The organism is Streptomyces sp. NPDC096176 (assembly GCF_044763255.1).
Classification (GTDB): domain Bacteria; phylum Actinomycetota; class Actinomycetes; order Streptomycetales; family Streptomycetaceae; genus Streptomyces.
Genome location: NZ_JBIWFV010000008.1, coordinates 170115 through 193584 on the forward strand (window position 1 = coordinate 170115; position 23470 = coordinate 193584).

The window sequence follows — 23470 nt, forward strand, 5'->3', positions numbered from 1 at the left end:
CCTTCTGGGATGACGCCGAACCCTGATCATTGGTTGCTCCGGCGAGTGTTCAGCGCCCACAAGAGCAGCCGGCTGTTGCCTTGCCCTCACTGACGGTGGTGTCCGGGTCGGTCACTTCCTCGGCCTGGGTGCAGCAGGCGGTGACCTCGCAGCACGCGTCCCGGGTGGCGGAGGCGGACGCCCCGACAGGCTTGACCGCTCGAACGATGGCGGAGTGCATGCTGTCGGCGACCGAGTGGGTCGGGGTGATCTTGATGTCGGTGAAACCCGCGGACCGGAGGCCGTGGCTGTACTCGGCGAAGGAGAGGGCGCCGGCGATGCAGCCGACATAGTCCCCGCGCTCGGCCCGCTGCCCGGCGGTGAGTGTGTCGTCGGCGACGACGTCGGAGACGCCGATGCGGCCCCCGGGCTTCAGGACGCGGAATGTCTCGGCGAAGACGGCAGGCTTGTCGGTGGACAGGTTGATCACGCAGTTCGAGATCACGACGTCGATGGTGTTCGCAGGCAACGGGATGGCCTCGATGGTGCCCTTGAGGAACTCGACGTTGGTGGCGCCTGCCTTCGCCGCGTTGGCGAGGGCCAGGGTCAACATCTCCTCGGTCATGTCCAGGCCGTATGCCCTGCCGGTGGGACCGACCCGTCGGGCGGAGAGAAGAACGTCGATGCCTCCGCCGGATCCCAGGTCGAGAACACGCTCGCCCTCGTTCAGCTCGGCGACCGCGGTGGGGTTCCCGCAGCCGAGGGAGGCGGCGACGGCCTCGGCAGGCAGCGCCTCGCGCTCGCCGGCGGCATAGAGGGCGCCGCCGAAGTTGTCGTCGACCTCGACGGCCTGCGGCCCGCAGCAGGCGGTGCCGCCCTCGGTGACCTGGGCGGCCGCCGCGGCATAGCGGCGGCGGACGGTCTCACGAAGGTCGGTGGAATGCTCGCTCATGACGATGACTCCCAGCGGTTGAAGGCCCTGCCCGCGCGGCGGCAGATGAGTTTGTATTGACGTTTCTCGATACAACCTTGCGCCCTGAATCGAAGAACGTCAACATAGGGGCATGTCGAAACAAGAGCTGGTGGTGCTCGACCAGGCCGCCGACGGCGCCTGCTGTGGGCAACTGGCGGCAGCGCCGCTGGACGAGGACCGGGCCGTGGAACTGGCGAAGGTGTTCAAGGCCCTGGGGGATCCGGTCCGGCTGCGGCTGCTGTCGATGATCGCGTCCCGGGACGGGGGCGAGGTCTGCGTGTGTGAGCTGACCCCGGCCTTCGAGCTGTCCCAGCCGACGATCTCTCACCACCTCAAGCTGCTGAGGCAGGCCGGCCTCGTCGACTGCGAACGCCGAGGGACCTGGGTCTACTACTGGGTGCTGCCTGCGGCCCTGGAGCGGCTGGCCGCCGTCCTGAACGTTCCGCGGACGACCGGGGTGACCACATGAGCGGCCGTCCTCTTCCGCTGGGTCGGCGTGTGGCCGCGGAAGCCGTCGGAACAGCGGCGCTCGTCGCGGTCGTGGTCGGCTCCGGCATCCAGGCCACCGAGCTGTCGAAGGACGTCGGCGTGCAACTGATGGCCAACTGCCTGGCAACGGTATTCGGGCTGGGGGTGCTGATCGCGGTGTTCGGGCCGGTCTCCGGAGCCCACTTCAACCCGGTCACTCTCGCGGCCTGGATCAGCGGCCGCCGCTCGGGCGAGGGGCCCTCACTGCGGGAAGCGGCGGCTTATGTGCCCGCCCAAATCTTCGGCGCGATCACTGGGTCGGCGCTGGCGAACGCGATGTTCGGCCAACCACTGGTGGCCTTCTCGGGCCATGACCGCTCCGCGTCACATCTGTGGCTCGGCGAGGTGGTTGCGACGGCTGGACTGATGCTGGTGGTCTTCGGCCCGGGCCGGCCGGGTGAACCTCGCTCCTGCCGTGGTGGCTGCCTTCATCGGAGCGGCCTACTGGTTCACCTCCTCCACCGCCGCCGTCGGTCTGGCCCTGCTCATCCTGGTCTTCGGCCCGCCCGCGCCCGGGGCAGCCGCCGAATCGGCGGCTCCTCTCGCCGCTGTCCCCGCCCGCTGAACCGTTCTGGAGACTCCTGCCGTGAAACCGCCCTCCTCGCGTCCGTCCGTGCTGTTCGTCTGCGTCCACAACGCCGGCCGTTCACAAATGGCCGCCGCGTTCCTCACCCACCTCGGCGATGGCCGCGTCGAGGTCCGCTCGGCCGGCTCGGCTCCGGCCGATGCCGTGAACCCGGCCGTCGTCGAAGCGATGGCCGAGGTGGGGATCGACGTCTCCGCCGAGACCCCGAAGGTCCTGACCGTCGAGGCCGTCCAGGCGTCCGAGGTCGTGATCACCATGGGCTGCGGGGATGCCTGCCCTGTTTTTCCCGGCAAGCGGTACCTCGACTGGAAGCTCGACGACCCCGCTGCGCAGGGCCTTGAGGCCATCCGTCCGATCCGGGACCAGATCGAGGCCCGCATCCGAGGACTGCTGGGCGAATTGACCGCCTGACACGTTAGTGACGACGGCCTCGACATTCCCTGCCGGCGATGTGAACGGTCAGCGAGACGGCTGCGGCCCAGGCCGAGGTGAGCATCCGGCCGCGGCGCGCCGGCGAGCGGATCGCGGCGCCGAGCTCGAGGACCGCGACGACGGCATCCGTCACGCTGATCACCACGGCGGAGGCCGGCCAGGGGCGGGCCATCCGGGCGGGGCGCCGGGCGCGTACGGCATGGCGGCCCAGGGCCGCGGTGCCCCGCGGCGCATGCTGATGTCTCCCCCTGCAGGAGAGGCCTGTGAGTGATCTCAGCTCCCGAGTGACCCCGAGGCCGGCGTCCGCCGCAGCGGGCGATGGCATTCCCGGACCCGGCGTCATCGGCATCGGGCTCGCCGCGGTGCTGACGTTCGCGCTCGCCCAGGGCTCGTGGCAGTGGTTCGCCACGTTCATCGGGGTGACGCTCCTTGCGGTGATGCTCGCCTTCCAGCAAAGGGCGGAGTGGACGCCGGACATCCGCTCGGCGTACATGCGCGGCCTGGTCGCGTACGCGCTGATCGTCGGCCTGTGCGTGGCCATCGCGCTCGCCCCCCTCCTGCAGCGCTGGGCCTGGTTGTTCCCGATGCGGGGCACGCGCAGGGAGTGCCTGCTGATGGGCAGGTACGAGGCTCTCAAGGTGGAGGCCGCGCTGGGGAACCTGGCCGGCAGTGACAGCGCGGCCGTGGCGTTCGCGCAGGGGGACCAGGCCCGTGAGGCCATTGCCGAGTGCCTGGCAGCCACGACGACCCTGTGGCTGCCCCTGTACGGAGTGGGGATGGCGGTTCTGGTGGGAGCGGGTGCGTGGTTCCGCGACCGGGCCCGGGCCCGGTCGGGCCCCGTCGGCTAGGCGCTTCGTTCGAATCAGGGCGTCATTACCTGGGGCGTGACCGGGGCTCCCCTCCCGTAACCACTACGCGGACGCTATAGCGGCTGGCGCAAACCACAGCATGGGTGTGGCCCGACCCGACGACAAAAGGTAATGCGAGTTTTCTCAGCTCACTGTGCGAAGGAAGCGAGATGATAGGGGTTCACCCCATCACCAGTGAAGGTGACAGGCGGTGCAGACTCCCGCCCAGCCAAGCGGGCGCCCGTCGCTCTTGTACCCGCGCCGCTACGACAGCGCGCGAGGATTTGAACCGGTTTCGGGAAATCCTTCGGCACCGCGCACGCCTACGTCACCGCCATCACCGGGCCTGCTCGCCGCCCGTGCCCAGGGCCACCCTTCACGGCAGGCCGTCTGTGGGCCGTCCGAAGGCGGCCCACGACCATCAACGACCAGCGACAGCAGCTACTGCGCAGCTCCCCGAGGGGGCGCATGGTTGCGGTCGCCGGAGGTACCTCCCAAGCGTCCTTGGCTGCGCCGTGGCCCGCCGAGGCAGCTCTGCGCGGGCCCTGCGCATGCTGTGACAGGACGCGGAATGGATCGGCCAGAGGCCTCTTGGGCTGCATTGAGTTGAGACAGCGGTGTCTGCTCGACGGGGCAGCACGCGTCGAAGGAATTTGCTGGCGCGAGCGGTCAGGAAGAGGCCGACCCCTTCGCCTGGCTCTGTCCATGAGAAGGGACAGCACTTCGACAGTGGTCCGGGAGGTGTCTGGCCGTCGGCGCCGACGCGGAATGTTCATGGGCTCGGGCAGCACCGGGCCTTCCTCGCGGGCCGAGTGTGGCGGGGTCTCAGCGCCAGTCGTCGATCACGTAGGCGTCGGGGTGGCTGTAGCAGGGTTCGTTGGGCCTGTGCATGGTCACGCCCTGCAACCAGGTGCGGAAACCGCGGTCGACCATTCGACGGTAGGCATCCGGGCGGCCCAGGTTCACCCCGGCGTCCAGTTGAGCCAGTCCGCGCTCGGCGGCCAGCTGCTCGCACGCGCCAAGCAGTCGTTCGAACCGGTCGGCCGCCTCCGGGCCAGGGCGCACGGCGCCGAACTTGACGAAACACACGTCCTCGCCGGCCTCCGACCCGGCTCCGCAATGGCAGACGGCCAAGCCATCGAGCTCGGAGCCGGCGCCCTGGAGCAGAATGGTGTCACCGAGTCCCTGCGCGTGCGTGGCCACGATCTCGCGTTCCAGGCTCAGGCCCTCGTACACGGCCCCGGTCAGTGCGCGACAAAGGCTCAGGGCGTCGGGCTGCTCGGCGGCGGGCAGCTGGCTGTACAGCACTCGGCCGGGGACTGCGGCGCTGCCTGCCACCACCTGCTTCTTCATGATGGCTGTGAGGAATCGGGGCCAGAAACCGTAACGGCGGTAGAGCTCAAGGTGCTTGGGACTGTGCGAGAAGGTGAACAGGCCCAGGTGGCGGTTCTCCCAGGTGTCGAAGCAGTCCATGACCGGCTCCATGAGGCGCCTGCCGACGCCCTGGTCCCACAGGTCCGGACGCACGGTCAGCGGACCGAAGTACCCGACGCTGCCCCAGTTGACGGCGAAGTTCGATGCAACGACTTCGCCCTCGACCGTCGCTGCGAAGGCCGCCTGTGGATCGGCCGCCCAGCGAGTACGGACGTAGTCGGCGGTCCCAAAGAACGTCTTCGGCTCAGGAGCCCCGAAGAACGTCCCGAAGGCGACCCTGAAGATCTCGTCGGCCCGATCCAGATCCGCCTCACCCAGCGGGCGCACCGACACAGGGCCGCCCGTGCCACTCTTGCGCTCCCCTGCCGGTGGGATCATCGCTCTCTCCTTCCCGACCCCCTGTTTCATCGCACCATGTGCGTGCGCCGCAGGCGAGGCGAAAGGTCCACCGATACCAGGGACCGAGGACCCGGCCGGTCTGCCTTGCCTGTCCGCCGGGAACTGCAGCAGTCACCAGGCCGAATACCGACCGGTCGAACAACGGCTACTACGGGTACCGAGGCCCAGGAAGGCCACCCTCTGCCCAGGCGGGGAGTCAGTCGACGGGTGCTGTCCGTTCTCGGACCCGTGAACAAAGCCAGGCTGGCGACGCCCCGGGCCGCGGGCACCGCCGGCGCAGGGGGACCCGCCACGCGAACAGCTGCGATCTCGCCGGCTCCCGCCGCCGATGTAACTCCGCCGCGTCCCAATGGTGCGGTGATCGGGTCAGTCAGGGAGCGCCGGAGGCAGCTCGGCCTGAAGATGCTTCGCCCCTCATAGGGGTATCGACGAAATGCGCCCCGAAGTGACGGAATGCGCGGGTCAGAGTCAGCGAGCCCGGCGACCGCTGCTGACCTCTCGCAGCGAAGGTTGAGCATCGTCACCGAAGGTTGGTGACCGCTGGGTTTTCTCAGCGAAGGTTGAGTGGCCGTTGAGATCTGGCTGTCTGGGGAGACGGTGGGGGAACCGTTACACGCGTACGGCGATCCCGTACTCGGCGCCTTCGACTTGGACTTCTTCCACGGCAGCCAACGTCGTCGTACCACGTTAGGTGCCGGGTGGAACGTCCGATTCGAGGACGCGCCTCCCGCACGGGGGTTCCGCTGGAACGAGGGCGACCGCAGCTTCCCGGGTTGATACTACGCGGTGACCACCGGTGGCCATGTGGGCCACGAGTCGTGGCTGGAGCGGGATCGGCTAATACTGCTGGACTCCGCCCCGGACGTGGTGGGGATCGCCTCCCAGCCGTTCTGGCTGAACTGGCGCGAAGGCGAAGTGCGGCGACGGCACGCGCCTGACTACTTCATACGGCTGGCCGACGGCCGCGCTCGGGTGGTGGGTGTCCGTGCCGAGGATCAGGTCGACGAGCGGACCGCGGAGGCGTTCGCCGCGACCGAGCGGGCCTGTTCGGCGGTCGGCTGTTCATCGGTCGTGCAGCTCTATCCGGTTTGATCCAAGTTTGCGCACGGTGGGAGACGGCGCGCTTGAGGCAGTACTGCTCAATGCTCCTTGCCGGCGGCGCGGTTCGCGGGCGGTTCGGGCAGCCAGTCGCGAGCCGGGTCGTACTCCAGCCAACGGCGTTGCCCTGCTGCGGTGGCGCAGACGGCTGCGAGGTCGCTCAGTCCCGGGTGTGCGTTGCCAGCGCACCACAACAGCGACCAAGCGTACAGCGGCGTGGGGTTGACCAGCGGGACGGAGCGCAGCCCCGGGATCTCTGGCAGCGGCGCGTCGGCGGGCAGCAGCGAGAAGCGTCGCGGGTCTTGCGCCACCTCGGCGAGGAAGTGGGCGAGGCCCAGGTTGACGCTCGTGGCTGTGTCTCGGATGTCGAATCGGTCGGCGAACCGGTGCAGGAAGTCGAGCCGGTCCAGCTGACTGGGTGCCCACAGCACGCTGTCGCTCAACTGGTCGGGTCGCAGTGCTGGTTCGGCTGCGAGTGGATGGTCCGTACTCAGTACGGCGTCCACCGGCTCGAGGCGGACGAGGCGGTGTGCAAGGCCGGAGCGCAGCGGGGGGTGGACCCGGCCGAAGGCCGCGTCGATGTCGCCGTGCAGCAGTGCCGCTGTCACTGACGGCAGGTCGCGCCCGTGCCCCAGCGTCAGGTCCCCGGCTTCTCCGGCGACCTGGGCCAGTGTCCGCATCGGTGCGTAGAGGTGCCCCCAGACATCGACGCGCAGTGGACGGTGCTTGCCGACTGCCGCCGCGACCGCGGCGTCGGCGGCGGCCAGGGTCTGCCGGGCCGGCGGAAGGAAACGCTGTCCGGCCTCGCTGAGGCGTACCCCGTTGCCGGCGCGCTGGAACAGTTCGGTGCCGAGCAGGGATTCCAGCCTCGCGATCCTCTTGGACAGCGCCTGCTGGGAGATGGCGAGCGTCCCTGCTGCTCGCCCGAAGTGCAGTTGCTCGGCGGCTCGCACGAAGGCGCGTACCTGTGCCACGTCGAGATCCATGGCTTCCACCATAGGTGACAACCGAAAGTTGTCGGCTGTGCGTGTGCGTTGTTGGATCACGGGGCTGCTGTGGAGGTTGCATTCTCGGCATGCAAAGACTGATTCCCACAGGGGAAGCGGCGCGTCCCGTCGCCTTCGCCGAGGTTCCCCAGCCCGTCCCGGAGCCTGGTGAGGTGCTGGTCAAGGTCGAGGCGTTCGCTCCGAATCGGGGTGAGACGTTTCTCCTCGAACGCCCCCGGCGGGGGATGCTGCCCGGCAAGGACATCGCGGGGCTCGTCGTGCAGGCGGCGGCCGACGGCTCGGGTCCCGGCATCGGCACCCGTGTGGTCGGACATCCGACGCACGGCGGCTGGGCCGAGTATGCCGCCGTGCCCACGCACTCGCTCGCGGTGCTCCCGGACAGTATCGACAGCGTACGGGCGGCAGCCCTGCCCCTGGCCGGGATCACCGCCCTGCGCCTGCTGAGTACGGCCGGTTCCCTGGCCGGCGGGCGGGTGCTGCTGACTGGCGCCGCGGGCGGGGTTGGCCACTACGTCACCGAGCTGGCCGTCGGTGCTGGGGCCGAGCTGACCGCGGTCACGGCCACGCCGGCTCGCGGCGAGCGGCTCGCGGAGCTGGGCGCGCAGGTGGTGCACGACGTCGCGGCGGCTCAAGGACCGTTTGACGTCGTGCTGGAGTCTGCGGGCGGGCCGGATCTGCCGGTCGCCCTCGCCAAGGTGCGCCCCGGCGGGCTGCTCGTCTGGTTCGGCCAGGCAAGCCGCACGCCGGTGACCCTCGACTTCTTTCAACTGCTGAGCGGGCCCGAGCGCGTCACGATCCAGCACTTCCACTACGCCGGCGCCCCCTACGGCTCCGAACTCGCAGCCCTGGTACGCCTAGTGGAGCAGGAGCGGCTGCACCCGGAGATCGGCCGGATCGCCGCCTGGGCGGAGACCGCCGACACGCTGGTCGACTTGCGGGAGCGCCGGATACGGGGCAAGGCCGTACTGACAACAGGAGCGACACGATGAGCATCGCCGAGTTCGCCGCCGCCCAGCGGACACGCGCCACCGGCGCGGGCGTCGACCCCCACGAGTACCGGCGCGTGACCGACGCCCTCACCTCCGTCGCCGACGTGGAGGCGTCCTTCATCCGCACCGCACACGCCTATCTGGAGCGCGCGCAGAAGGCGGGATCGTCCGTCTCCGCGGGGGAACATCTGCTGATGGCGGCCCGGTGGTTCCACCTCGCCACGCTCGCGCCGTACGCGCGGTCAAGCCGTGCCGCCGTCGAGGCCGACCATGCCTTGAGCAGAGCACTCACTGCGCTGGAGCCCGGCGCCCGACGTGTGAGCGGTGAGGGGTTCACCGGCTGGCTGCGCGGCCCCGCCGACGCTCCCGGTACCGTGGTCGTCGTCCCCGGCCTGGACTCGGCCAAGGAAGAGTTCCTCGATCTGGCCTCCGCGCTGCTGGCCAGAGGGCTGGCGGTGTTCGCCATGGACGGGCCCGGGCAAGGCGTGCTAGCCGCCACGACAACCTTCCAGCCGGACTACGAGCAGGTCGTGGGCCGGGTCGTCGATGCCCTCGGCGTCGCACGGATCGGGCTCGTCGGCCTGAGTCTGGGCGGCTATTTCGCGGCCCGGACCGCGGCGCTTGAGCCGCGCGTGGCCGCGGCCGCAACCGTCAGCGGCCCCTTCCGCCTCGGCTGGGAGGAACTGCCCCCGCCGGTACGGGACATCATGGCCCGACGTACCGGCGGCCCCGATGCCGCGCACGCGTTCGCCCGCCAGGTGGACCTCTCTGCCCTCGCACCTCGTATCGCGGCCCCGCTGCTGGTCGTGGACGGGGGTCAGGACGTCATACCCGGCGTGACGAACGGCGAGCCGCTGGCCCGTCTGGCACCGCACGGCACCTATCTGTCCGTACCGCACGGCGACCACCTCCTCGGCAACGCACGGGCCGACTGGCTGCCCCACCTCACCGACCACATCACGCGCACCCTGACGGGAGCATCGGCATGAACCGCTTCACCGGGAAGACCGTCCTCATCACCGGCGGCACCAGCGGCATGGGCCTGGCGACCGCACACCGCCTCATCACCGAAGGCGCTCACGTCATCGTCACCGGCCGCACCCGCGCACGAGTGGACACCGCCGTCCAGCAGCTCGGTCCCAACGCCTCGGGAGTCGTGGCCGACTCCGCCGACCTCGCCGCGGTGGACACGCTGATGCAGAGGGTCCGCGAGCGTCACGGGCGTCTCGACAGCCTCTTCGCGAACGCGGGCACTGGCACGTTCCTGCCGTTCGACAAGGTCGCCGAGACTGACTTCGACCACGGCGTCGACGTCAACTTCAAGGGGGCGTTCTTCACCGTCCAAAAGGCACTGCCGCTCCTGGCGGACGGAGGCTCGATCGTCATCAACGCATCGTGGACCATCCACCGGGGCAACAGTGTCCTCACCCTGTACTCGGCGACCAAAGCCGCCGTACACAACCTGGCCCGGACCCTCGCTGCCGCACTCTCCCCGCGCGGCATCCGCGTCAACTCCATCAGCCCCGGGTACATCGATACCCGGATGTATCCGTCCGCCGCACTGAGTGCGGCGGAGATGAAGGCACTGACCGGCCGGATCGCCGCAGGCCGCTTCGGACGCCCGGAGGAGATCGCAGCGGCCGTGGCATTCCTCGCCTCGTCCGACGCGTCCTACGTCAACGGCCAGGACCTCGTCATCGACGGCGGCCTGGTCGGTGCGGTATCCGCCTGACGAACGGTCGCGCACACCCGAAGCCAGCCGGCTTCTCCCAGGCCCGCGCTGGCGACCGCCGTCCAAGCTGTCCCCCTCGGCCGCGGGAGAATGGCCGGGCACCGCGGGAACGATCTCCATGAATGCCTGCGCAGCCCCGGGGCAGCGACCTTCGTCGGCGCCTCTGTTCTTCCGCTTGTTGGCCTCGTCATACGTGCGGCGAGGTACTCGGCCCAGTCGCGTCGGGCGTAGGCGACCCAGCGAGCTCCCGCAGCATGCGGATGAGACGCCACCACACGAAGGCGTCGAGCCTCTCGAAGACATGCTTGGCGACCGCGTGCTTGAAGTAGTTGGCCCAACCGCGCATGATCTGAGTGAGTCTGATCAGCACGGCGGCAAGATCCTGCTGCGTCCACCACGCCATGCTCGGCATCGCCCGCCTCCACAACCTCGCCCTGACCGGATAGCGCATCCACGCCGGCGGCCGATCAGGACCACCTCTGAGGTCACTTGCGGGACAGCCCTTAGCGCCTGCTCCTGCGTAGATCTTGGCCCGAAGGCAGCCGTATGCGCAGCAGTGCGGACGTACCCGTCTAGCTCTCCACTGGGGCTGCTCGCGGCTCAGATTCCATGTGGTGAGTCATGCGAGCCGTTGTAGGAGCAGAGGCAACGGCGAGTCCGAGTAGGGCCAGGTAGTTGCGGGGATGGTGTTCGTAGCGGTGGTTGAGTGCCGAAGACGGCCCGCGCCGCCACGGGTGGCCAAGTGCCCCGGTAGGCATCCCCGGGCGAACTTACAAGGCAGGCGTCGGGAGCGCCCCCGCGTGCCGCTTGTCCCGCGTCACGGCGGTTGCGCGGCGGCTCACGCGGGCCACAGGAAGAGAGCCCGGAGGGGGAGCCCCGGGGAGCCACTCAGGGAGCCGCACGCCACGACACCTAGCGGACTCTCACGGACTCCCACGGCCGATCGTCAGTAGTGGACAGCGGGGTTGGCGCCCGCCGAATGTCGTCCCGTCCGCTGCCGCATTACCTGGCGCGTAATCGACGTCCGAAGGGCCGCGCGGCAGCCTGTGAGCACCGGGTCCCGGGCGGCGCACTCCGTCCGGGACCCGGGCCCACCACGTCCCGCGAACCCTCGACGGAGGCTGATCCGCCATGTCCGCCACGCTGCTCGCCGGAATCTCCCGCACCACCGAACCGCAGTCCATGCTGCGCCGCTTCCTCGCCGCCGACGCGCTCGTCACCGGGGCCAACGGCCTTGCGTACTCCGTGGCTTCGGGCCCACTCGGACGTCTGCTCGGTGTCGACGGCACGCTGCTGCTTGTCCTCGGCCTGCTCCTGACCGCGTACGCCGCCGGTGTCGGCATGCTCGCCGTGCGGCCCCGGCCGCCGCAGCTCGCCGTCACGCTCGTCGTCGACATCAACATCGTGTGGTCGGTCCTCGGCGTCGTCGCGCTCGCGCTGTGGCTCGAGCCCACAGCAGTGGGCGCCGCCTGGACCGTGCTGCAGGCGCTGGCCGTCGCCGGCTTCGCCGTGCTGCAGTGGTCCGCTCTGCGCGCCGCCGCTACGGCGTGAGCGACTGCAGGTACTTCACCGTCGCCGGGTCGGCCGGGAGGAACGTCTCGATGGCCAGCTCGGCGACGGTCACGTCCAGCGGAGTGTTGAAGGTGGAGATCGAGGACACGAAGGAGAGCACCCGCCCCTCGTGCTCGATCCGCAGCGGGAGCGCGAAGTACGGGTACGGCGCGGAATCGGGGCCCGTCGCCTCACTCTCGTCGCCGGCGGCGTTCTGCGGCAGCGGATACGCGGCGACCTCGTCGTACAGGCTGCGCAGCGCGCCGGAGCGGACCAGTGCCATCTGCCGCTCCATCTGGTGCAGGAGATGGCCGCGCCACTCCGGCAGATTGCGGATCCGCGGGGCGAGACCCTCGGGGTGGAGCGTGATCCGCATGGCGTTGAGCGGCGGGGAGAGCAGATGCTCCGGCAGCCCGTCGAGCAGCATCGCGATACCCCGGTTGGCGGCGAGCACATGGTAGGTGCCGTCGACGACAAGTGCCGGGTACGGCTCGTAGCCCTGAAGGAGCCGTTCCATGCCCTCGCGCAGCGCTTCCATCGCCGGGTCGCCCAGCGGTGTCTCGGCGTACCGAGGTGCGTAACCTGCTGCCAGCAGGAGGGCGTTGCGCTCCCGTACGGGAACGTCGAGGTGCTCCGCGAGGCGCAGGACCATCTCCTCGCTGGGGCGGGAGCGGCCCGTCTCGATGAAGCTGACGTGGCGGGCGGACGACCCGGCGCGCAGGGCGAGTTCGAGCTGGCTGATCCGCCGCCGCTCGCGCCAGCCGCGCAGCAGCGGTCCCACTCCCGTACCGGACAGGGCAGTTGTCATAGCCAGACCGTAGTACGGAGCGGCGGCTTGTTACTCTGTCAGCCCCCGTGCGTTGCCCAGGAGCGCGGCCAGCGCCCGTTCGATGTCCATGGCGCCTGCCTCGTTGCCGGAGGGTACGGTCGCGTACGAGCGCACGAGGAACCGGCGCAGGCTCACGGTGTCCAGCTGGAGCAGTGCGACCCCTTCAGGTGAGCGCAGTTCCACCATGGTCTGCACCCGCCCGCAGGGCCAGATGTGCACGTCGCCGTCGCCGGATGGGGCACGCAGGCCCGCGTCGAGCAGACTTCGGGCGAAGGTCCAGGTGACGCCGGTGTCGTTCAGGCAGGCCTCGGGCGGGAAGACCATACGGACGGCGAACGGGTCGCTGTCGCTGTAGCGCAGGATCACCGGCACGGCCAGGGAGTGGGGCGCATCGCTGATGAGGCGGGCCCGGACGGATTGCTCGATGGTCGACGACATCGCTCACTCCTCTGCTGTTCCGCTCCTCGTGCACGTACAGCCACGGGCAGGGCTCACGCTCGCGCGAGCGACACCAGTGGCGTGTGTGACCTGCATCACCCAGCCTGAAACGATTCGGCCTGGATGGCTAGAGTTTTGCGCCATCGCATATCCCCGTAAATAGGGCTCGCCCCTGGTTACGGACGGGTATCCCGGCGGAGGATACGTGCGGGCCGGTCGCAGAGCTGTCGCGAGAGGAGCCCACGCGAAAGACCGGGGGAGAGTCGGCGTGAAAACGGGGGAGGACCCGGCGCGGAGGGTGGCGGAAAAGGAGCCCCGGCCGGACGGGGGTTTCCGGCCGGGGCGGTCACAGGGTGTGGGCACGCATGGCGGTCGCCTCTCGGCGAAACGCTCCACAGGGCTTCAGCCGAACGATCGTCCCCGTGGGCACAAGGTGAGGCCCGGGGACACTGTCCCATCCGCACCCACGCATAGATGAACGATAAACCATCCTCGGCTGTTCCGTGGCACCCCGGGGGTCCGCTGTGATGAGTGTTACTCCCCGTTACCTCGTGGCGCGACCGGGCCCGCGACATTCCGGCCGCGGAGCCGCGCCTCCGCGCGACCACCCGGGTGCGGTGTGCCCGGGGAGTGCGGCATCCGTCCGGCAGGGGCACGATGGCCGCATGCTGCTTGCCCGCGTCGCCGAAGTCTCCCGCGAGGTCGCTGCCACCTCGGCCCGTTCGCGCAAGATCGCCGCGCTGGCGGACCTGTTCTCGGAGGCCTGGCCGGAGGACGTCGCCCTTGTCATCTCCTACCTCGCCGGGCAGCTGCCCCAAGGCCGCATCGGCATCGGCTGGAGCGTCCTGAAAGAGCCGGTGCCGCCGGCCGCCGTCCCGGCTCTCACCGTCGGCGAGACCGACGCCGCGTTCACCGCCCTCGCCGGCGTGTCCGGCCCGGGATCCCAGGCGGATCGCCGCGACCGGGTGCAGCGGCTGATGTCCGCGGCCACCGAGGACGAGCAGCAGTTCCTGGTACGTCTCCTCACCGGCGAGGTGCGTCAGGGGGCACTGGACGCCGTCGCGCTCGAGGCCGTCGCCCGGGCCGCCGGGGCGCCGGCGGCGGACGTGCGCCGCGCCGTGATGCTGGAGGGCTCGCTGCCCCGGGTGGCACGTGCGCTGCTCGCGGAGGGTCCGGCGGCGCTGGAACAGTTCCGGCTCCGTGTCGGCAGCCCCGTCCAGCCGATGCTCGCGCACACCGCCAAATCCGTCACCGAAGCGGTCCAGTCGCTCGGTGTCGCCTGCACGGTCGAGGAGAAGCTCGACGGCATCCGCGTCCAGGTCCACCGTGCCGGAAGCGAGGTCCGGATCTACACCAGGTCCCTCGACGACATCACCGACCGGCTTCCCGAAGTGGCCCACCAGGCCCTCGAGATGACCGGTGACGGGTTCATCCTCGACGGCGAGGTCATCGCCCTGGCCGCCGACGGGCGGCCCGTCCCCTTCCAGGACATCGCCTCACGAGTGGGGTCCCGCCTCGACGTGGAGACAGCCCGCGCCGCACTGCCGCTGTACCCGGTCTACTTCGACGTCCTGGCCGCCGACGGCGAGTCGGTGCTCGACCGGTCGGGGGCCGAGCGGCACAAGATCCTCGCCCGGCTCGTTCCCGAACCGACCCGGGTCAGGCGGGTTGTCGTCGACGACCCGGAAGTCCCCGACCAGGTCGTCGCGGCGGAGGAGTTCTTCGCCGCGACACTGCAGCGCGGCCACGAGGGAGTCCTGGTCAAGGCCCTGGACGCGCCGTACAGTGCAGGCCGCCGAGGTCGCTCGTGGCTCAAGGTCAAGCCCGTCCACACCCTCGACCTGGTGGTCCTGGCCGCCGAACGGGGCCACGGCCGGCGCACCGGACTGCTGTCCAACCTCCACCTGGGTGCCCGCGCCGAGGACGGCGGGTTCGTGATGCTCGGCAAGACCTTCAAAGGCCTCACCGACGAGATGCTCCGCTGGCAGACCGAACGGCTCCACGAACTCGCCGTCGACGACGACGGTTTCACGGTGCGGGTCCGCCCCGAACTGGTCGTGGAGATCGCCTACGACGGGCTGCAGCGCTCCACCCGCTATCCGGCGGGCGTCGCCCTGCGCTTCGCCCGGGTTCTCCGCCACCGGCCCGACAAGTCCGCGGCCGAGGCGGACACCATCGACCAGGTGCTGGCGGCGCGACCCTGACCGAACGACGGGCGGGACCCGACGGGCTCGTCAGCCAAGCCCAGCGACCGGCTCGTCAGCGCAGACCCAGCACCTTGTCCGCGAACGCCGACAGGTTGTCCCTGGTCCGGGCGATCTGCTCCTCGAGCGTGAGGCTCTCCTCGTACCGGCCGTGTCGCAGCTTCGGCTGCTTCTTGCCACGCACGTACAGCGAGCAGGCCAGATCCGCGCACAGGTACGTGCCCACCGTGTTCCCCTCCCGGCCTGCCGCGCCGGCCAGCGGCGCGGTGAACAGGGTCACCCCCGAGGCCGCGTGCGCGGTGAGACACGCCTGGCACATGCTGGACTTGAGAACGCTGGTCCGCCCGGTGGACGGGATGCGCAGGGTGATGCCGACCGGCCCGTCCTCCCGGGGCAGGACGATATACGCCCTCAGCGGCGCGCCCGGATCCACCCACCCGAGAAAGTCCAGGTCGTCCCAGGGAAGTTCGGCGAAGTCGGCGGGCAGCCGCATCCGGCCGGCCTCTCCCTTCGTGCAGTTCACAAAGGACGTACGGATCTGTTTGTCGGTCAATGGTTCCACTCGGTGGAACGTACACAGCGTGGCCTGGTGCAGGCATCCGAATTACCGGGCATCCGATCTATGGTGTCCCCGTCCGCCGCCCCCTCCCGGAAGGATCCTGGTCATGCCCACAGAGCCGCTGTCGCAGAAGGAGATCGAGGACCGGCTGCGTGAGCTTCCCGGCTGGTCCCTCGAGGGCGCCAGGATCGCCCGCTCCTACCGTCTCGACTCGCACTTCGCGGCGACCGCCATGGTCGTGCACATCGCACAGATCCAGGAGGAGCTGAACCACCACTCGGAGATGACGCTCGGCTACAACTCGGTGGCGCTGACCGTTCAGTCCCACGACGCGAACGCGATCACCGAGCGGGACTTCCGGCTGGCCGAGAGGGTGGAGGAGATCGCTGCGGGCCACGGCGCGAACTAGCATCCCTCCCGGGCAGCTTTGCCCGTCGCGCAAGCAGTGCCGGTCACGGCACTGCTTGCGGCCAGCTGACGGAGGGTGCCGCCGTCATGCCCGCGGTGTCTCCCGATGGTTCTGGCATGCTCCAGACATGCTCGACTACGACCGTGAGGCCGCCGTCTACGACGCGACGCGTGGCGGCGTGCCCAGGGCCGAGGCCGCCGCCGCGGCGGTGCTCGGCCTGATACCGGCACAAGCGCGCACACTCCTCGACATGGGCTGCGGCACCGGCCTGGTGACGACACGTCTGCGCCGCCCCGGCCTGCGCGTGATGGGCTGTGACGGCTCGTACGGCATGGCGCACAAGGCTGCCGAGCGCATGGGCGCCGCCGTCGTGCTCGGTGACGTGCGGCGGCTGCCGCTGCGGGACGGAGCCTTTGACGCGGTCAGCGCCGTATGGCTGCTGCACCTGGTGCCCGACTCGGCCGCGGTGGTCGCGGAGGCCGCACGGGTGCTGCGGCCCGGCGGGGTGTTCGTCGCCACCGTCGACAAGGACGTCGGGCACGACGTGGACAGCGACATCGACATGATCCTGCGTCCACACCGCTCGTTCGCCGCCGCCTCCGACCGCGCGGACCTGATCGAAGCGCACGCGGCCGCCGGCGGCCTGCGACCCTTCGGCCGGGCCCGGTTCGCCGGCCATGGCCAGGGCCGCACCCCTCGTGACACGGCAGCTGCGCTGCTCGCGGGTCGCTTCCGTTCCTGGTTCTCCCACGGCGGCGACAGCGCGACGGCCCGCGAACTCGCGGACCGGCTGGCCCTGTTGCCCGGTCAGGCCACCCGCCGCCCTGACCCCTCGTACGTACTGCACGCCTTCCGCAGGGAGGCCGGCTTGACCGCGGGCGCACGGTGACGGGCAGAGCTCGCCCGGAGGTGTGACTTGCGCAGGTGCGCGGCCGCGCCGTCATACGCGTCCGTCTACGCTGGTGGTCATGGACGCTCTCGCCGGACTTCTGGACGGGCCGCGGGCCAGGGGGGCTTTTCTGCTGCGCATGGTGATGGAGCCGCCGTGGTCCGTGCACATCGACGACGAGGCCCCGCTCTGTCTGATGTGCGTCACCCACGGCGAGGCCTGGATCGCCCCCGCCTCGGGGGAGCCGGTGCTGCTGCGGCCCGGTGATGTGGCCGTCGCGCGGGGCCCCGAGCCCTACACCGTCTCCCACACGCCCGGTGCCGAGCCGCACGCCCGGATCGGTCCCGGCGGCACCTGCCACACCCTGCAGGGCGAACCGCTCAACCAGTCCATGCGGCTGGGCGTGCGGACCTGGGGCAACGCGCCCGACGGCTCGACCTCCATGCTCATCGGGACGTATCAGATGAAGGGCGAGGTCAGCGGCCGGTTGCTGGACGCGCTGCCGCCGCTGCTGCACCTGTCGGCGCAGGTGTGGAACCACCCCCTCATGACCGTCCTCGACGAGGAGATCGCCCGTGACGACCCGGGTCAGAGCGTGGTGCTCGACCGGGTGCTCGACCTGCTGCTGATCGCCGTGCTGCGCACCTGGTTCTCCCGGCCCGACGCCGAGGCGCCCGCCTGGTACCGGGCCATGGGCGATCCGGTGGTGGGGCAGGCGCTGCGGCTGATCCAGGACGGCCCGGCCCGCTCCTGGACCGTCGCCTCGCTCGCCGCGGAGTGCGGCGTGTCGAGGGCCGCGCTCGCCCGGCGCTTCAACGAGCTGGTCGGCGAGCCGCCCATGGCGTACCTCACCGGCTGGCGGCTCACGCTCGCCGCGGACCTGCTGCGCGAGAGCGACGCGACGGTCGAGGCGGTGGCGCGGAAGGTCGGCTACAGCGGCTCGTTCGCGCTCAGCGCGGCCTTCAAACGGGTGCGAGGCATCAGTCCGCAGGAACACCGCTCGGGTGGTGTTTTGCCGGACCGGCAACGAAGTTTGCCGTAGGGGAGCGGCCGGGTAACCCTGGGCCCATGAGCAACCACCACGACTCCACCCACATCGACTGGGACGAACTCGGGCCGCTGCTGGAGCGCGGCGCGGAGGTGCAGAGCCCCCTGTACCGGCAGGCGACCGACTGGCTGCGGGAGCTGGTACCCGCCGGAGGTGTCCGGCGGATCCTGGACATCGGCAGCGGACCCGGCGTGATCACCGGGCTGCTCGCCGAGGCGTTCCCGTATGCCGAGGTCGTCGCCGTGGACGGCACCGAGCCGCTGCTGGAACGGGCCGCCGCGCGCGCCGCGCGGGCAGGCCAGGGCGACCGTATCCGTACGCGCACGGCCGAACTTCCCGATGACATGGCCGACTTGGGCGAGGCAGACCTCATCTGGGCCGGCGGCTTCGTGCACCATCTGGGCGACCAGCGCGCGGCGCTCGGCACCCTGGGCCGGTTGCTGCGGCCCGGTGGGCTGCTCGCCGTCGTCGAGGGCGGACTGCCGGCCCGCCACCTCCCGCGCGACTTCGGAATTGGCCGGCCGGGCCTGGAGAGCAGGGTCGGCGCGGCCGTGGAGGACTGGTTCGCCCGGATGCGGGCCGAGCTGCCCGGAGCCAAGGACGAGGTCGAGGACTGGCGGGCACTGCTCGCCGCATCCGGGCTCACCCCGAGCGGCACCCGCTCGTTCCTGCTCGACGTCCCGGCGCCCGTCCCCCTGTCCGTGCGCGAGCAACTGGTGTCGGCCTTCGCCTGGCAGCGCAGGCTGGTGGAGGGCCTGCTGCCGGCCGACGACATCGCCGTCCTCGACCGGCTGCTGGACCCCGAAGACGCGGAGGGCCTGCTGCAGCGTTCCGACGCGTACCTGCTGACCGCCCGCACCCTCTACACGGCACGCAGGGACTGAACGGGGCGGCCCGCAGGGACTGGCCGGCCGGGCGGGACCGGCGTGCGGCACCGGGGGGCAGGGCCGGTGGTCAGAGTTCCGGGCCGTCGGGGACCACCGGCTCCAACTGCCACCACTGGCCCGGCGAGTCGGTGTCCTCCCACTGCTGCACGTTCGCTCCGTCGTCGGTGGCGCCATCGGCCACCTCGAGCATCAGCCCGCTGATGAAGCTGACGATGGTCACCGTGCCCGGCGAGTCGACGTGGCGTTCGACGATCCATTCCTGGGCGCCGAAGTTGTTCGCCTTCCACTGCTGGACGTTGGCGCCGTTCTCGGTCGAGGCGTTCGCCACGTCGAGCCGCTTGCCGCCGGCCGCGTTGACGAAGTGGTACAGCCCGTTCCCGTTCGGTACGGGGTCGATGCGCCATTGCTGAGCGGTCGTACCGGCGTCCTTGCCCTGCTGGACGTTGACGCCGCTGCCCTTGCCGCCGCCGTACACCTCCAGCAGCAGCCCGCTGTTGACATTCCGCACGCGATAGAGCCCTGCCTCAAGTGGTCCGTCCACTGTTCCCCCTCGTGCCCGGCCTGCGATTGACGACCTGGATCATCGTCGCAGCCTCCACTGACAACGGCCTTCACCGACTACGACGGACAACGACGGACAGCGAAGAACGAAGAACGGCGCAGCCGCCTCCTCGCGACTGCGCCGTTTCCGTCCTTGAGGCCCGGTTCTCGTGCGGTCAGGAGTTGATGTCGGCCGGGTCCGGGCCGAGCCGCTTGCCCTCGTCCAGTGCCGCGAAGGCGGCCAGGTCGTCGGCGTCCAGCTCGAAGTCGAACACGTCGATGTTCTCCTGGATCCGCGACGGCGTGACGGACTTGGGGATCACCACGTTGCCCACCTGGAGGTGCCAGCGCAGCACCACCTGGGCCGGGGTGCGGTCGTGCTTGCGGGCGACCGCGACGACGGCCGGGGCCTGCAACAGCTCCTTGCCCTGGCCGAGCGGGGACCAGGCCTCGGTGGCGATGCCGTGCTTCGTGTGGAAGTCCCGTGCCGCGGACTGCTGGAGCTGCGGATGCAGCTCGATCTGGTTCACCGCCGGGACCACCGTGGTCTCGTCGATGAGGCGCTCGACGTGCTCCGGCAGGAAGTTCGACACGCCGATGGCCTTGGCGCGGCCGTCCGAGAGGATCTTCTCCAGGGCCTTGTAGGTGTCGACGTAGATGTCGCGCGCCGGCATCGGCCAGTGGATCAGGTACAGGTCGACGTAGTCGAGGCCCAGCTTCGCGAGGGATGCGTCGAAGGCGTGCAGCGTGCTGTCGTAACCCTGGTCGGAGTTCCACAGCTTGGTGGTGACGAACAGCTCGTCGCGGGCGATCCCGGAGCCGGCGAGGGCCTTGCCGGTGCCCGCTTCGTTCCCGTAGATCGCCGCGGTGTCGACGCTGCGGTAGCCGGCCTCCAGGGCTGCGCCCACCGTCTGCTCCGCCTCGTCGTCGGGCACCTGCCAGACGCCGAAGCCGAGCTGCGGCATCGCGACGCCGTTGTTGAGAGTGATGAAGGGGACCTTGCTCACGAGCGGTCGATCCTTACGTCGTCGGTTTGGGACTCCCATGCTCAACGATCAGCACCCTGATCGCATTCCCGCCGCCGCGAGCCGGACCGGAGCGAAGGACTGCAGGCTCACCGGTAGAGGGCCTCCACTTCGGCCGCGTACGCGTTCTCGATCGCCTTCCGCTTCAGCTTCAGCGACGGCGTCAGCAGCCCGTGTTCCTCGCTGAACGGATGCGCCAGTATCCGGAACGTGCGGATCGACTCCGCCTTCGACACCAGGGTGTTCGCGGACACCACCGCTCGGCGGATCTCCATCTCCAGGTCCGGGTCGCGCACCATGTCCGCCGGCGGCAGATTCGGCCTGCCCTGGATGGACAGCCAGTGGTCGACCGCTTCCTGGTCGAGGGTGACGAGTGCCGCGATGTAGGGCCGGTCGTTGCCGACGACGATGCACTGCGCGATGAGCGGATGCGACCGCACCCGCTCCTCCAGGCCCACGGGCGAGACGCTCTTGCCGCCCGAGGTCACCAGGATCTCCTTCTTCCGCCCGGTGATCGTGAGATAGCCGTCCTCGTCGAGCGCGCCCAGGTCCCCGGTGGCCAGCCAGCCGTCGTGGAGCACGGCGTCCGTGGCCTTCGGATCTCCCAGGTAGCCCTGAAATATGTGCCCGCCGTGCAGCCACACCTCGCCGTCCTCCGCGATGTGCACGGTGGTCCCGGGGATCGGCAGGCCGACGGTGCCGTAGCGGGTGCGCTCGGGAGGGTTCGCGGTGGCCGCCGCGCTCGACTCCGTCAGACCGTAGCCCTCGTAGATGGTGACGCCCGCACCCTCGAAGAACAGACCGAGCCGGCGGTCCATGGCGGAGCCGCCCGACATCGCGTGCCGCACCCGGCCGCCCATCGCGTCGCGGACCTTTCCGTACACCAGCTTGTCGAAGAACTGGTGCTGCATACGCAGACCGGCGGAGGGACCGGGCCCGAGGTCGAACGCCCGGTGCTCCACGGCCTCCGCGTACCTCACGGCCACCTCGACGGCCTTGTCGAAGGCCCCCACCTTGCCGGCGCTCTCCGCCTTGCGGCGGGCGGCGTTGAAGACCTTCTCGAAGATGTACGGCACAGCCAGGATGAACGTGGGCCGGAACGAGGCGAGATCGGGCAGCAGCGCGCTCGCCTGGAGGACCGGCTGGTGACCGATCTTGACGCGCCCGCGGATCGCCGACACCTCGACCATCCGGCCGAAGACGTGCGACAGGGGCAGGAAGAGCAACGTCGACGCCTCGTCACCCGGCTTGGAGGTGAACACCGGCTCCCACCGGGTGAGCATCGTGTCCGTCTCGAACATGAAGTTGGAGTGCGTGAGCACACAGCCCTTGGGGCGGCCCGTGGTGCCCGACGTGTAGATGATCGTGGCAACCGAGTCGGGGGTCACCGCCCGCCGGTGCCGGTGCACCACCTCGTCGTCGATCTGCGCGCCGGCCGCGACCAGCTGGTCCACCGCGCCGGCGTCCAGCTGCCACAACCGTTTCATCAGCGGCAGCCGGTCGATCACGGAACCGATCGTCATGGCATGGTCCTCGTGCTCCACCATGCACGCGGTGACCTCCGAGTCGTGCAGCATCCAGAAGACCTGCTCCGCCGACGACGTGGGATACAGCGGTACGGACTGGGCACCGACCGTCCAGAGCGCGAAGTCGAACAGCGTCCACTCGTAGCGGGTACGGCACATCAGGGCGACACGGTCGCCGAACCGGACGCCGTGCGCGAGCAGTCCCTTGGCCACCGCCAGTACCTCGTCGCGGAACTGGGCCGACGTCACCTCCTGCCAGACGCCCTCGGCGTCCTTGCGGCCCAGCGCGACGCGGTCGGGATCGTCCACGGCATGGTCGAAGACCGCGTCCGCAAGTCCGCCGACCTGAGGCGCCGCGGCCATGGGTGGGACAGTGAACTCGCGCAATGGCTGCTCCTTGTGGCGCTCCGCACAGCGCCGTGACCGTACCTCACGATTTCGCCCGGCGGGAGGCCTCTCGTCAACTGTGTACGAATAGCGTAGACACAGGTCAGCACCCGTAAGGTGCCGTCGAAGGGGACCCGCCGAGCCGTCCACTGACGGGCGAGTAAGTACGCCGCGGCGGAATCTCCACCGAATCTGCCCGCGGCGATCACCGCCGCTCTACCTGCGCTTCGGCCTTGGTCCGTACCTGTGGCAACAAGGGGCGAGAAACCGAGGGACGCCCGGTTACGCGGTCAACGCGTCGCCGGCCCCTCCAGCCGGTCGCCCGCGGCGAGCAGGGCGTCGGCCAGTGCGTCGGCCGCCTCCTTCGCCGCCTCCCTGCGCCGGCCGTGCAGAAGGACGAAGTCGACCGCGCCGAGCTCAGGCAGGCCCACCCGGTCCGGCACCGTGACGAGCCCCGGCGGGATCAGCCCGCGGGTGTGCGCCATCACGCCCAGCCCGGCGCGGGCGGCTGCCACCAGGCCGCTGAGGCTGCCGCTCGTGCACGTGATGCGCCAGGCGCGGCCCGCCTGCTCCAGTACGTCCAGCGCCCTGGCGCGCGTGACAGCCGGTGGCGGGAACAGGATCAGCGGCAGTGGACGCTCCGGATCGACCCGCAGGCCCTCCGCGGAAATCCACACCATCCGGTCCCGCCACACCAGTTCGCCGTGCGTCGCCCCCGGCCCCCGCTTGGCGAGCACGAGGTCCAGCCGGCCCGCCTCCAGCCGCTTGTGGAGGGTGCCCGACAGCTCCACCGTGAGCTCCAGGTCCACCTCGGGATGGTCACGGCGGAACGTCTCCAGGATCTCCGGCAGCCGCGTCAGCACGAAGTCCTCCGACGCGCCGAACCGCAGCCGTCCGCGCAGTCTCGTCCCCGTGAAGTACGCGAAGGCCCGCTCGTGCGCCTGCAGGATGGTGCGGGCGAAGCCGAGCATCGCCTCGCCGTCCTCCGTCAGCTCCACGCTGTGCGTGTCGCGGCTGAACAACGGCCGCCCGGTCGCCTCCTCGAGCCTGCGCACATGCTGACTCACCGTCGACTGCCGCAGCCCGAGCCGGCGGGCGGCCTGGGTGAAGCTCAGGGTCTGCGCGACCGCGAGAAAGGTCCGAAGCTGCGTGGGCTCGTACACGCCGTCGATC

At 70.2% G+C, this 23470-nt stretch carries 25 protein-coding genes and 1 pseudogene; 14 read left to right on the plus strand and 12 right to left on the minus strand.

Translation table 11 applies throughout. From position 1 onward, the window contains the following. Window positions 1-49 precede the first annotated feature (49 nt). The gene (gene arsM / locus ACIQ7Q_RS23125) at window positions 50-931 is read right to left on the minus strand and encodes an arsenite methyltransferase (RefSeq protein ID WP_403865218.1); all 882 of its coding nucleotides are present in this window, start codon (window positions 929-931) and stop codon (window positions 50-52) included. Window positions 932-1043: 112 nt separating this feature from the next. On the opposite strand from arsM, the gene ACIQ7Q_RS23130 reads away from it, so the two are divergent. The 3 genes and pseudogenes from ACIQ7Q_RS23130 (at window position 1044) to ACIQ7Q_RS23140 (ending at window position 2477) form a co-directional block, all read left to right on the plus strand. Beyond that, window positions 1044-1421 carry an ArsR/SmtB family transcription factor gene (locus ACIQ7Q_RS23130; protein WP_403865221.1) on the plus strand — a complete coding sequence of 126 codons (378 nt, stop codon included), beginning with the start codon at window positions 1044-1046 and terminating at the stop codon, window positions 1419-1421. Continuing rightward, window positions 1418-1970 (plus strand): annotated as a pseudogene (locus tag ACIQ7Q_RS23135) (aquaporin); the annotation flags it as partial. The gene ACIQ7Q_RS23130 and the pseudogene ACIQ7Q_RS23135, both read left to right, overlap by 4 nt. Before the next feature lie 96 nt (window positions 1971-2066). Then, window positions 2067-2477: an arsenate reductase ArsC gene (locus ACIQ7Q_RS23140; protein WP_403865224.1), complete on the plus strand. Its 411-nt coding sequence runs from the start codon at window positions 2067-2069 to the stop codon at window positions 2475-2477. A gap of 4 nt (window positions 2478-2481) precedes the next feature. On the opposite strand, the gene ACIQ7Q_RS23145 is transcribed toward ACIQ7Q_RS23140, so the two are convergent. After that, the gene (locus ACIQ7Q_RS23145) at window positions 2482-2631 is read right to left on the minus strand and encodes a hypothetical protein (RefSeq protein ID WP_403865227.1); all 150 of its coding nucleotides are present in this window, start codon (window positions 2629-2631) and stop codon (window positions 2482-2484) included. Window positions 2632-2761: 130 nt separating this feature from the next. On the opposite strand from ACIQ7Q_RS23145, the gene ACIQ7Q_RS23150 reads away from it, so the two are divergent. After that, window positions 2762-3346: a hypothetical protein gene (locus tag ACIQ7Q_RS23150; RefSeq protein WP_403865230.1), complete on the plus strand. Its 585-nt coding sequence runs from the start codon at window positions 2762-2764 to the stop codon at window positions 3344-3346. 825 nt (window positions 3347-4171) lie between these two features. Here the strand turns inward: ACIQ7Q_RS23150 and ACIQ7Q_RS23155 are convergent. Beyond that, the gene (locus tag ACIQ7Q_RS23155; protein WP_403865233.1) at window positions 4172-5158 is read right to left on the minus strand and encodes a GNAT family N-acetyltransferase; all 987 of its coding nucleotides are present in this window, start codon (window positions 5156-5158) and stop codon (window positions 4172-4174) included. 807 nt (window positions 5159-5965) lie between these two features. Here ACIQ7Q_RS23155 and ACIQ7Q_RS23160 point away from each other — a divergent pair. Continuing rightward, window positions 5966-6271: a TnsA-like heteromeric transposase endonuclease subunit gene (locus ACIQ7Q_RS23160; RefSeq protein ID WP_403865236.1), complete on the plus strand. Its 306-nt coding sequence runs from the start codon at window positions 5966-5968 to the stop codon at window positions 6269-6271. A 47-nt stretch (window positions 6272-6318) separates the two neighbouring features. Here the strand turns inward: ACIQ7Q_RS23160 and ACIQ7Q_RS23165 are convergent, their stop codons facing one another. After that, on the minus strand, window positions 6319-7263 hold the full coding sequence (locus ACIQ7Q_RS23165; RefSeq protein WP_403865238.1) for a LysR family transcriptional regulator: 945 nt from the start codon (window positions 7261-7263) through the stop codon (window positions 6319-6321). A gap of 89 nt (window positions 7264-7352) precedes the next feature. Here ACIQ7Q_RS23165 and ACIQ7Q_RS23170 point away from each other — a divergent pair, with 89 nt between their 5' ends. The 3 genes from ACIQ7Q_RS23170 to ACIQ7Q_RS23180 are packed head-to-tail and all read left to right on the plus strand — an operon-like array spanning window position 7353 to window position 10005. After that, window positions 7353-8273 carry a zinc-binding dehydrogenase gene (locus ACIQ7Q_RS23170; RefSeq protein ID WP_403865240.1) on the plus strand — a complete coding sequence of 307 codons (921 nt, stop codon included), beginning with the start codon at window positions 7353-7355 and terminating at the stop codon, window positions 8271-8273. Next, window positions 8270-9262 carry an alpha/beta hydrolase family protein gene (locus ACIQ7Q_RS23175; RefSeq protein WP_403865243.1) on the plus strand — a complete coding sequence of 331 codons (993 nt, stop codon included), beginning with the start codon at window positions 8270-8272 and terminating at the stop codon, window positions 9260-9262. Before ACIQ7Q_RS23170 ends, ACIQ7Q_RS23175 begins: the two co-directional genes overlap by 4 nt. After that, window positions 9259-10005: an SDR family oxidoreductase gene (locus tag ACIQ7Q_RS23180; RefSeq protein ID WP_403865245.1), complete on the plus strand. Its 747-nt coding sequence runs from the start codon at window positions 9259-9261 to the stop codon at window positions 10003-10005. The genes ACIQ7Q_RS23175 and ACIQ7Q_RS23180 overlap by 4 nt, the downstream gene beginning before the upstream one ends. A 187-nt stretch (window positions 10006-10192) precedes the next feature. Here the strand turns inward: ACIQ7Q_RS23180 and ACIQ7Q_RS23185 are convergent, their stop codons facing one another. Beyond that, complete coding sequence (locus tag ACIQ7Q_RS23185; RefSeq protein ID WP_403865248.1) at window positions 10193-10417, minus strand: group II intron maturase-specific domain-containing protein; 225 nt, start codon at window positions 10415-10417, stop codon at window positions 10193-10195. A gap of 719 nt (window positions 10418-11136) precedes the next feature. Here ACIQ7Q_RS23185 and ACIQ7Q_RS23190 point away from each other — a divergent pair. Next, complete coding sequence (locus tag ACIQ7Q_RS23190) at window positions 11137-11556, plus strand: hypothetical protein (RefSeq protein WP_403865251.1); 420 nt, start codon at window positions 11137-11139, stop codon at window positions 11554-11556. On the opposite strand, the gene ACIQ7Q_RS23195 is transcribed toward ACIQ7Q_RS23190, so the two are convergent. Both ACIQ7Q_RS23195 and ACIQ7Q_RS23200 read right to left on the minus strand, forming a co-directional pair. Beyond that, window positions 11546-12364 carry a helix-turn-helix domain-containing protein gene (locus ACIQ7Q_RS23195; protein ID WP_403865254.1) on the minus strand — a complete coding sequence of 273 codons (819 nt, stop codon included), beginning with the start codon at window positions 12362-12364 and terminating at the stop codon, window positions 11546-11548. The genes ACIQ7Q_RS23190 and ACIQ7Q_RS23195 overlap by 11 nt on opposite strands. 30 nt (window positions 12365-12394) lie before the next feature. Further along, window positions 12395-12823 (minus strand): SsgA family sporulation/cell division regulator, encoded by a 429-nt coding sequence (locus tag ACIQ7Q_RS23200; protein WP_403865257.1) that lies wholly within the window; start codon window positions 12821-12823, stop codon window positions 12395-12397. A 665-nt stretch (window positions 12824-13488) separates the two neighbouring features. Between ACIQ7Q_RS23200 and ACIQ7Q_RS23205 the strand changes: the two genes are divergently transcribed. Beyond that, window positions 13489-15027: an ATP-dependent DNA ligase gene (locus ACIQ7Q_RS23205; protein ID WP_403865260.1), complete on the plus strand. Its 1539-nt coding sequence runs from the start codon at window positions 13489-13491 to the stop codon at window positions 15025-15027. A gap of 55 nt (window positions 15028-15082) precedes the next feature. Here ACIQ7Q_RS23205 and ACIQ7Q_RS23210 read toward each other — a convergent pair whose 3' ends face one another. Then, the gene (locus tag ACIQ7Q_RS23210; protein ID WP_403865263.1) at window positions 15083-15589 is read right to left on the minus strand and encodes an FBP domain-containing protein; all 507 of its coding nucleotides are present in this window, start codon (window positions 15587-15589) and stop codon (window positions 15083-15085) included. 103 nt (window positions 15590-15692) lie between these two features. Between ACIQ7Q_RS23210 and ACIQ7Q_RS23215 the strand changes: the two genes are divergently transcribed. The 4 genes from ACIQ7Q_RS23215 (at window position 15693) to ACIQ7Q_RS23230 (ending at window position 18816) form a co-directional block, all read left to right on the plus strand. Then, entirely contained in the window at window positions 15693-15995 is a 303-nt protein-coding gene (locus ACIQ7Q_RS23215; RefSeq protein WP_403865266.1) for a 4a-hydroxytetrahydrobiopterin dehydratase, read from the plus strand. 127 nt (window positions 15996-16122) lie between these two features. Then, window positions 16123-16884 carry a class I SAM-dependent methyltransferase gene (locus tag ACIQ7Q_RS23220; RefSeq protein WP_403865269.1) on the plus strand — a complete coding sequence of 254 codons (762 nt, stop codon included), beginning with the start codon at window positions 16123-16125 and terminating at the stop codon, window positions 16882-16884. A 79-nt stretch (window positions 16885-16963) separates the two neighbouring features. Beyond that, a complete protein-coding gene (locus tag ACIQ7Q_RS23225) occupies window positions 16964-17926 on the plus strand; it encodes an AraC family transcriptional regulator (RefSeq protein ID WP_403865272.1) in 963 nt (320 codons plus the stop codon). 26 nt (window positions 17927-17952) lie between these two features. Then, window positions 17953-18816: a class I SAM-dependent methyltransferase gene (locus tag ACIQ7Q_RS23230; RefSeq protein WP_403865275.1), complete on the plus strand. Its 864-nt coding sequence runs from the start codon at window positions 17953-17955 to the stop codon at window positions 18814-18816. 70 nt (window positions 18817-18886) lie between these two features. Here ACIQ7Q_RS23230 and ACIQ7Q_RS23235 read toward each other — a convergent pair whose 3' ends face one another. The 4 genes from ACIQ7Q_RS23235 to ACIQ7Q_RS23250 form a co-directional block, all read right to left on the minus strand. Beyond that, complete coding sequence (locus tag ACIQ7Q_RS23235) at window positions 18887-19360, minus strand: RICIN domain-containing protein (RefSeq protein ID WP_403865278.1); 474 nt, start codon at window positions 19358-19360, stop codon at window positions 18887-18889. A gap of 175 nt (window positions 19361-19535) precedes the next feature. Next, window positions 19536-20366 (minus strand): aldo/keto reductase, encoded by an 831-nt coding sequence (locus ACIQ7Q_RS23240; protein WP_403865281.1) that lies wholly within the window; start codon window positions 20364-20366, stop codon window positions 19536-19538. A gap of 107 nt (window positions 20367-20473) precedes the next feature. Then, entirely contained in the window at window positions 20474-22273 is a 1800-nt protein-coding gene (locus ACIQ7Q_RS23245) for an AMP-dependent synthetase/ligase (RefSeq protein ID WP_403865285.1), read from the minus strand. A gap of 314 nt (window positions 22274-22587) precedes the next feature. Continuing rightward, window positions 22588-23469, minus strand: a complete 882-nt coding sequence (locus ACIQ7Q_RS23250; protein WP_403865819.1) for a LysR family transcriptional regulator — start codon at window positions 23467-23469, stop codon at window positions 22588-22590. Between the last annotated feature and the right edge of the window lies 1 nt (window position 23470).

Excerpts from the sequence above, each read along its gene's own strand:
- arsM (WP_403865218.1), bottom strand. The coding sequence starts at position 931 with ATGAGCGAGCATTCCACCGACCTTCGTGAGACCGTCCGCCGCCGCTAT.
- ACIQ7Q_RS23130 (WP_403865221.1), top strand. The coding sequence starts at position 1,044 with ATGTCGAAACAAGAGCTGGTGGTGCTCGACCAGGCCGCCGACGGCGCC.
- ACIQ7Q_RS23155 (WP_403865233.1), bottom strand. The coding sequence starts at position 5,158 with ATGATCCCACCGGCAGGGGAGCGCAAGAGTGGCACGGGCGGCCCTGTG.
- ACIQ7Q_RS23165 (WP_403865238.1), bottom strand. The coding sequence starts at position 7,263 with ATGGATCTCGACGTGGCACAGGTACGCGCCTTCGTGCGAGCCGCCGAG.
- ACIQ7Q_RS23170 (WP_403865240.1), top strand. The coding sequence starts at position 7,353 with ATGCAAAGACTGATTCCCACAGGGGAAGCGGCGCGTCCCGTCGCCTTC.
- ACIQ7Q_RS23175 (WP_403865243.1), top strand. The coding sequence starts at position 8,270 with ATGAGCATCGCCGAGTTCGCCGCCGCCCAGCGGACACGCGCCACCGGC.
- ACIQ7Q_RS23180 (WP_403865245.1), top strand. The coding sequence starts at position 9,259 with ATGAACCGCTTCACCGGGAAGACCGTCCTCATCACCGGCGGCACCAGC.
- ACIQ7Q_RS23185 (WP_403865248.1), bottom strand. The coding sequence starts at position 10,417 with ATGCCGAGCATGGCGTGGTGGACGCAGCAGGATCTTGCCGCCGTGCTG.
- ACIQ7Q_RS23190 (WP_403865251.1), top strand. The coding sequence starts at position 11,137 with ATGTCCGCCACGCTGCTCGCCGGAATCTCCCGCACCACCGAACCGCAG.
- ACIQ7Q_RS23195 (WP_403865254.1), bottom strand. The coding sequence starts at position 12,364 with ATGACAACTGCCCTGTCCGGTACGGGAGTGGGACCGCTGCTGCGCGGC.
- ACIQ7Q_RS23200 (WP_403865257.1), bottom strand. The coding sequence starts at position 12,823 with ATGTCGTCGACCATCGAGCAATCCGTCCGGGCCCGCCTCATCAGCGAT.
- ACIQ7Q_RS23205 (WP_403865260.1), top strand. The coding sequence starts at position 13,489 with ATGCTGCTTGCCCGCGTCGCCGAAGTCTCCCGCGAGGTCGCTGCCACC.
- ACIQ7Q_RS23215 (WP_403865266.1), top strand. The coding sequence starts at position 15,693 with ATGCCCACAGAGCCGCTGTCGCAGAAGGAGATCGAGGACCGGCTGCGT.
- ACIQ7Q_RS23220 (WP_403865269.1), top strand. The coding sequence starts at position 16,123 with ATGCTCGACTACGACCGTGAGGCCGCCGTCTACGACGCGACGCGTGGC.
- ACIQ7Q_RS23225 (WP_403865272.1), top strand. The coding sequence starts at position 16,964 with ATGGACGCTCTCGCCGGACTTCTGGACGGGCCGCGGGCCAGGGGGGCT.
- ACIQ7Q_RS23230 (WP_403865275.1), top strand. The coding sequence starts at position 17,953 with ATGAGCAACCACCACGACTCCACCCACATCGACTGGGACGAACTCGGG.
- ACIQ7Q_RS23245 (WP_403865285.1), bottom strand. The coding sequence starts at position 22,273 with ATGGCCGCGGCGCCTCAGGTCGGCGGACTTGCGGACGCGGTCTTCGAC.